Annotated in this window: 10 protein-coding genes; 1 reads left to right on the top strand and 9 read right to left on the bottom strand. The window is 37.0% G+C overall.

From position 1 onward, the window contains the following. The 7 genes from PHV30_11575 to PHV30_11545 all read right to left on the bottom strand — a co-directional run. On the bottom strand, positions 1-247 hold a 247-nt coding region (locus PHV30_11575; protein MDD5457653.1), incomplete at its 3' end, for an NAD(P)-dependent oxidoreductase. Then, positions 247-645 carry a hypothetical protein gene (locus PHV30_11570; protein ID MDD5457652.1) on the bottom strand — a complete coding sequence of 133 codons (399 nt, stop codon included), beginning with the start codon at positions 643-645 and terminating at the stop codon, positions 247-249. The genes PHV30_11570 and PHV30_11575, both read right to left, overlap by 1 nt. A 62-nt stretch (positions 646-707) precedes the next feature. Then, positions 708-1,106 carry a class II SORL domain-containing protein gene (locus PHV30_11565; protein ID MDD5457651.1) on the bottom strand — a complete coding sequence of 133 codons (399 nt, stop codon included), beginning with the start codon at positions 1,104-1,106 and terminating at the stop codon, positions 708-710. Between the two features lie 14 nt (positions 1,107-1,120). Then, positions 1,121-1,564: a ferritin-like domain-containing protein gene (locus tag PHV30_11560; GenBank protein ID MDD5457650.1), complete on the bottom strand. Its 444-nt coding sequence runs from the start codon at positions 1,562-1,564 to the stop codon at positions 1,121-1,123. Between the two features lie 156 nt (positions 1,565-1,720). Then, positions 1,721-2,290 carry a hemerythrin domain-containing protein gene (locus PHV30_11555; protein ID MDD5457649.1) on the bottom strand — a complete coding sequence of 190 codons (570 nt, stop codon included), beginning with the start codon at positions 2,288-2,290 and terminating at the stop codon, positions 1,721-1,723. Positions 2,291-2,402: 112 nt separating this feature from the next. Beyond that, a complete protein-coding gene (locus PHV30_11550; protein MDD5457648.1) occupies positions 2,403-2,807 on the bottom strand; it encodes a response regulator in 405 nt (134 codons plus the stop codon). Next, a complete protein-coding gene (locus tag PHV30_11545; GenBank protein ID MDD5457647.1) occupies positions 2,797-3,507 on the bottom strand; it encodes a helix-turn-helix domain-containing protein in 711 nt (236 codons plus the stop codon). The genes PHV30_11550 and PHV30_11545 overlap by 11 nt, the downstream gene beginning before the upstream one ends. Positions 3,508-3,745: 238 nt before the next feature. On the opposite strand from PHV30_11545, the gene PHV30_11540 reads away from it, so the two are divergent. Beyond that, the gene (locus tag PHV30_11540) at positions 3,746-4,933 is read left to right on the top strand and encodes an FprA family A-type flavoprotein (protein ID MDD5457646.1); all 1,188 of its coding nucleotides are present in this window, start codon (positions 3,746-3,748) and stop codon (positions 4,931-4,933) included. Between the two features lie 4 nt (positions 4,934-4,937). On the opposite strand, the gene PHV30_11535 is transcribed toward PHV30_11540, so the two are convergent. Beyond that, the gene (locus PHV30_11535) at positions 4,938-5,798 is read right to left on the bottom strand and encodes a thiamine pyrophosphate-dependent enzyme (GenBank protein MDD5457645.1); all 861 of its coding nucleotides are present in this window, start codon (positions 5,796-5,798) and stop codon (positions 4,938-4,940) included. Further along, the coding region (locus PHV30_11530) for a 2-oxoacid:acceptor oxidoreductase subunit alpha (GenBank protein ID MDD5457644.1) at positions 5,791-6,734 on the bottom strand (944 nt) is incomplete at its 5' end. The genes PHV30_11535 and PHV30_11530, both read right to left, overlap by 8 nt.

Below are 6,734 nucleotides of genomic sequence, written 5' to 3'. Positions count from 1 at the left end.
TGTCTACATTTAATAAATGATGGGTCTGAGGTAAATAAGGAATATGCAGAGAAATAATATCGGAATTTTCCAAAATTTCACCAAGACTCACATATTTAAAATTTAAAACATCCGCCAGAAGATAATCGGGCTTCAAGTCGTAGGCGATAACTTTCATGGAAAAACCTCTGGCAATCTGGACCACACGCAAACCTATTTTACCTGCGCCTATAATTCCAATGGTCTTCCCACGTAAATCAAAGCCCATTAAGCCTTCCAGGCTAAAAAATCATCATGTAAAATATTTAAGTAGGCTTTTCTAAGATTTCTGGATAAGGATAATATCAGCGCAAATGTATGTTCAGCAACTGTATTATCTCCATACGCCGGAACATTGGCTACAATAATTCCCTTGCTTTTAGCATATTCCAGGCTTATGTGATCATATCCAGTGGATCGCGTTGTTATAAACTTCAACGCTGGAAATTTTTTTATTTCTTTATCATTAAACAAAGTATTAATAAATATACAAACTACTTCATAATCTGCAAATTTTGTTTCTGAAATCGTCCTGGAATCATCCAGAATAAACCCTTCACCAAGTTTTTGCTTCAAATATTGGTATTGCCAATCGTCTTTTAGTCCATATAATAATATTTTCTTCATACAGCCAACTTAGCATACCGCTCAAACCTGCTTCATAATATAGATATTTCAGAAGCGGTTCGTTATAAGGATACATTCAGGTCTAAAGAACTTCCCCAGATTCCATGGATATTGCAGTAACAATAAGCCGATAAAACACCGCCCTTTTCAGTTTTCATAAAAAAATTAACTGCATGATGCGTATAAACCGTGCTTGAATCAGGGCCATTTATCGATTCACCATGAGCGTTAAAGGTTACACTGCCTATTTCATACGGAAATTTTTCTCCGGTGGGCTGAAAATATAGGCTTATCCAGCGAATATGATGCTCTGTAGTGTTAGGATGAGCCAGCTCTTTTCCCACAGCTACCATAACTTCAATAACTTCTCCTTTTTTGTAGTGCTGTTTCAACTCAATAACAGGAACATGTTTTTCCACATTCCAATCAGCTGTCTGGGTTAAATGTTTAAAAGCGACCATAAAAAATTACCTCCTTATTCTTCGATTAATTGTTCCAGCTCAACTATATGTTCTTCTTCTTCAATAATAATATGCCGAATTGTATGCTCCAGTGTTTCAAATGTATAAACAAGTTCTTCTTTGTGATCAGTAACTTTTTTATAAATCTGTTTATAAAAATCAACAGCACTCTTCTCGCCTTCAATATTGATTTCAATAATATTATCAATACCTCTCGCTGTTTTAGTGGGTGCCAGACTCATTACGGGGACTCCGTTCAGATAGTCGCCAATCAATGTTCTGAATTTTTCTTCATGATTTGCCTCATCGCCGGCTATTTCCTTAATCCTTGCTCTGAGAGGTTCGGAATTCAAACCTGTTATCGTTTCCGCGTGGGCCAAATACTGTATCCTCGCCGCGTGTTCCAATTCCAGGGCTTTATTTAACATATCAATCAATTCTTGCTTAATATCTTGCATTTTTTTCTCCTTTCAACTTTCCTTTTTCTTTTTCTTTGATACTTACATTTTCCCGGTTTACATCAATAGTTATTAGTGCTTTTTTCCTGCATTTGCTGACATTATTCTACTCTGGGGAAAAATGACTAACCGGAAGAAGTGAAATTGATAAAATTTTTAATAGTTATTCCTGTAACGTTCGGCAATTAAGTCTCTGAAAATATGTCTGGTTGTAGTTTGATTAAAAAGCAACAATTCATAATCAAGGGTTACCAGACGCGAGGGACTTAAATAATTACTCAATTGCGTAATTAATTGTTCGTCTTCCTTTTTAATATGTTCAACATACTTTTTTGTAATCTCTTTTAACAGTTCGATCATTTCATTGGTGACACTGTTATTTCCTACATCGTAACTTTTTTTTATTATTATTAATTGTATGATCAGGGCCTTTATATCTGTATGTTCCAATTCCAGTTCTGTCAGAAGTTGGCCCAAATTATTTTCGATTGCTATCATTTTCTTTAATTCTGAAAATAAAATTTCCTCTTCCTTGGCAAAATGAAGGCTTACTACAAACGTATTAAAAAACTCTATTATCGAAGAAATCAAATCAATATCCAGCCGGTCACATTCTTCTGTTTCATAAAGATATTTATTTATATAGGAAACCACATCCCAGATTAACAAATGATCTTCTTTAAGATTTATCAATGAATTACTATTCTTATTTTCAAATTTATTCATATATTCCTTTTTTTAAATTATTGTATTTATGTAATAGAACAATTATATATTGTGATCATTTTTTATATCACTGACATTGTCTGCTTTTTGCTGACTTTATTCTATTTACGAATTATTTTGCAGAAACAATTTTTTTAATAGTTGCCAGTAATTGTTCTATATTAAAAGGTTTATTCATAAAGCCGTCAGCGATCTTTAAAATTTCTTCTTCTCTGTTACCCTCACCGACGTTCAGTTTGGTTAACGGTGTAAAAACCGGTCTGCCCGAAATCATCAACACCGGAATTTTGGGCTTCATGGTTTTAAAAAGAGGAAGCAGTTCCATGCCGGTCATTTCAGGCAATTTCATGTCCAGCATAACCAAATCGGGATTAAGAGTATTAAATAAATTCAGCCCAGTTTTTCCATCAAAGGCTGTTGTTACACTATAACCCTCCTCTGTTAATATCTCTTTAATCTCTTCCACCAGTTCCTGGTCATCATCAATTATAAGTATGGTACCGATTTTAAGGCTCACTTTTTCTAAACTCCGACGGTGTTTTGCCGGTAATTTTTTTAAAAATTCTAATGAATGACTCCAGGTTCTGGTAGCCCATATTAAAAGCTATCTGTTCCACAGACATCCCTTTTTGTTTTAACAATTTCATTGCTTCTTTTATTTTTACTTTTAATCTGTATTCACTGAAGTTCATACCTGTATGCTGTTTGAATAAACGACTTAAATATTTGGGGCTCAAAAAAACCAGACGAGCTACATCTTCCAGAACCACCTTTTTATAGACATTACGATCAGCGTAATGTTTGACACGTTGCAATTTATCCTCAAGGCTGCCGTTAACAACATCAATAGCTTCAACCTTTGACTCCAATAATTTTTTTATAAGATCCTTGGTCCTGTCAATATCAATAGGTTTGTCCACATAATCATCCGCTTTACCCTTAAGAGCTTCAAGCACAACGTCTTTGGACCCATGCCCGGTTAAAATAACTATGCCGAGTTTGGGATAAAGGTCGTGAATAGTGGTCAGTAGCGTTGTGCCTTTTGTATCCGGAAGGTTAACATCAAGAAAAACAAGGTCGACTTCATTAGGTTTGGCTAAAAGTTCCATTGCCTGCTTGCCTGTGCCGGCTTCATAAACTTTATATTCATCAAAACACTCTTTGAATTCATCGCGAAATTCTCTATCATCATCTACTATAAGTAAACCATAGGGCATAAATTCTCCTTTCCTGACAAATATAAAAAACCCGTTTAATTATTACTATTGTCATTTTTTTACCTGTTTTTTTACAGAACTATTTTCTATCACAAACTGACTTTATTCCACCTTTTTTTGATTTATCAGATAAATATCTTCCACATAAATCTGACTTTTTTCCCGAAAAAGCATTTGTTCGGTATCATATTTCATTCCACGGTCATATAATATCTCAAAAAAACATAAGGAGGTATGTATGGTTAATATTCAAAATTTATCACCCGCTATATTCTGGCTGGGGGTTAATGATTTGGAAACGAAGCTTTTCGAGTCTCTCTGGCCCATTCCAAATGGCATTTCCTATAATTCTTATTTCATTGTAGATGACAAAAATGTCTTGATAGATACTGTTAAAGAACCCTATATTGATCTTTTTCTGGATCGCCTGAACCAGCTTACAAACGGTAAAGGAAGAATTGATTATCTCGTAATAAATCACATTGAGCCCGACCACTCCGGAGCCATAAAACTGCTCAAACGAATATTTCCCGAAATAACTATTATCGGAAATAGTAAAACAAAAGACCTGTTGCAAAAATTCTATAAACTTGATGAGATAATGATTGTCGATGACGGAGACACACTGAAATTAGGCAAACATAAACTGAAATTCGTATTAACTCCTATGGTTCACTGGCCGGAAACTATGATGACTCTGGAAGAACAAACCGGGACACTTTTCAGCGGTGATGTGTTTGGAGGTTTTGGCGGTTTGTCTGGAAGCATTTTCCAGGACCAGCAAAAAGAATTCTATCAAGAAAATGAAACCAGCAGATATTTTACCAATGTCATAGCCAAGTACAGCATTATGGTTGAAAAAGCTTTAGCCAAGATAGCTACTCTTGCAATCAATCAACTGGCTCCTGCTCATGGACCTGTATGGCGCAAAGACATTTCCAGAATTATTGATTTATATGGGCATTTATGTCGGCAGGAATCCAAAAAAGGCGCAGTTATTGTTTATGCTTCCATGTATGGTAATACCAAACTGCTGGCCGAAGAAATTGCGTCAGGCTTTTCCGAAAATAGTCAAAATCCAGTTAAGCTGTATGATATATCCAAAACCCATATGTCATATATATTGAATGATGTCTGGCAGTATGAAGGTTTAATTCTGGGAGGTTGTACTTACAACACCGAACTGTTCCCTTTATTAAAAGACTTTCTGGCTCTTATCGCCAATAAACCGTTAACGAACAGGAAGCTGGGAATATTCAGCAGTCATAGCTGGAACGGAGGAGCGGAAAAGGACCTGCTGGCCTATGCATCTGCATCAAAATTACAACTTATAGAACCTGTGATTACTCTTGTCGGAGCCCCTGGCAAGGAAGACTTTGAAGTGGCAAGAAATCTGGGCAAAAATGTTGCTTTGGCTCTAAGGTAATCAATTACCTTGTTTCTTCCAGAATTTTAAAAATTTTTTCTTTATCCGGTCTTCGCTGATATAAAGGAGTTTTGTCAGTTTTATAAGCGTTCAGCTGCTCTTCAAAAACCGGTTTTCCCGGCTTTTGATAAAGAATCCCCAAAGGAAAACGATCGGTCTCCAGGCTTTTTTCCAGGGCCAGCATCTGATTAGATGAATCATAATTGTCGGGTAAATAATAAGTATTATCCTTGTACCATTTGAAATTATTGACTTTGTTAAAAGAAACACAAGGGTGAAATATATCAATTAGTGCATAACCCTTATGCTGCATGCCCTTTTTGATAATTTCCGTTGTTTTTTCTTCATCTCCGGAAAATGCTCTGGCCACAAAGGTAGCCTGCAACACCAGGGCAACAGCCAGCGGATTGAATGGTTCCAATGTAACCCCGGAAACCTGCACAGGTGTTTTAATCCCGCGCATACTGGTGGGTGAAGCCTGGCCTTTGGTTAAACCGTAAATCATATTGTTGTGCACCAAATGTGTAATATCCGGATTTCTTCTGATTGTATGTATGAAATGGTTGCCACCTTCTCCATACATATCGCCGTCTCCACCTTCTGCGACAACAATCAGTCCCGGATTTACAGCTTTAATTGCTGTGGCAGCAGGCAGGGCCCGCCCATGCAAACCGTTGAAATAATTACATCTTATGTATTGCGGGGCCTTGGCTGCCTGCCCTATCCCGGATACCATTACATACTTTTGCTGTGGTATGGCTAAATCCTTTATAGCCTTTTTAATGCTGTTTAAAATATTATAATTTCCACATCCCGGACACCAGGCTATATCCAGCTTTTCTTTAAATTCATATTCATTATTCATTGTTTTCCTCCTTATCGATTTCTCTTATGATTTCCGAGAGACCTTGAATAATATTCTCCACAGAAAAAGCCATACCATCATATTTCAAAATCCTATGCGCGAAATTAAACCCTGTTTGAGTTCTAATAAGCTTGCCAAACTGACTTGTGGCATTATTTTCCACAATAATGGCAGTTTTAGCTTTCTTTAATATTTCTCCTAACTTTTCAGGTAAAGGATAAACTTGCGGACAATGAATTTGAGTGACATCTTTTCTCCCAAGCTTTTCAATCGCTTCCTTAATCATTGGGAACGTTGAACCCCAGCCGATGACCACAATGGCGGCATTCTTTTTTCCTACAATTTTGTAATCAATTAAATCTTCCCTCATTGTCTGAAGTTTCTGCAAACGTTTGTTTACCATATTTTTTCTCATTGAAGCGCTTTCCGTTATATAGCCGCCTTCATTATGCTCGTCACTATCCACACAAACAATCCCCTGTCCAAAACCAGGTATTCCCCTTGGACTAACTCCTGTCTTGTTTAGCTGATACCGTTTATAATCTGTTTCCGTTTGGGTAATCGAGTACTGAGGCAGGAATTCTTTTAAATCAACTTCAGATTCATTAGAGTACATATCAAGAAAATATTGGTCTGTAAGAATAAATACAGGAACCTGATATTTGTCGGCAATATTAAAAGCTTTTGCAGTCAGGGTAATTGCCTCCTGCAATGTACCCGGAGCAAAAATAACCCTGGGAAATTCTCCATGCCCTGAATATAGGGCCATTTCCAGGTCAGCCTGCTCTGTACGTGTGGGTAACCCTGTGGCAGGTGCCGGGCGCTGTGCCAAATGAATAACCAAAGGTGACTCAATTGCTCCGGCCAAGCTTAGGCCCTCAGTCATCAGAGCAAATCCACCGCCAGCAGTATTTACCATTGCTCTGGCACCTGCGT

This window comes from Candidatus Margulisiibacteriota bacterium (assembly GCA_028715625.1).
Taxonomy (GTDB): Bacteria; Margulisbacteria; Riflemargulisbacteria; order GWF2-35-9; family GWF2-35-9; genus JAQURL01.
This window is presented reverse-complemented; position numbering and strand designations above follow the sequence as displayed.

What these genes read in the sequence shown, in the direction of transcription:
- PHV30_11535 (MDD5457645.1), bottom strand. Translation starts at nt 5,798, where the DNA reads ATGAATAATGAATATGAATTTAAAGAAAAGCTGGATATAGCCTGGTGT.
- PHV30_11570 (MDD5457652.1), bottom strand. Translation starts at nt 645, where the DNA reads ATGAAGAAAATATTATTATATGGACTAAAAGACGATTGGCAATACCAA.
- PHV30_11545 (MDD5457647.1), bottom strand. Translation starts at nt 3,507, where the DNA reads ATGCCCTATGGTTTACTTATAGTAGATGATGATAGAGAATTTCGCGAT.
- PHV30_11540 (MDD5457646.1), top strand. Translation starts at nt 3,746, where the DNA reads ATGGTTAATATTCAAAATTTATCACCCGCTATATTCTGGCTGGGGGTT.
- PHV30_11560 (MDD5457650.1), bottom strand. Translation starts at nt 1,564, where the DNA reads ATGCAAGATATTAAGCAAGAATTGATTGATATGTTAAATAAAGCCCTG.
- PHV30_11565 (MDD5457651.1), bottom strand. Translation starts at nt 1,106, where the DNA reads ATGGTCGCTTTTAAACATTTAACCCAGACAGCTGATTGGAATGTGGAA.
- PHV30_11555 (MDD5457649.1), bottom strand. Translation starts at nt 2,290, where the DNA reads ATGAATAAATTTGAAAATAAGAATAGTAATTCATTGATAAATCTTAAA.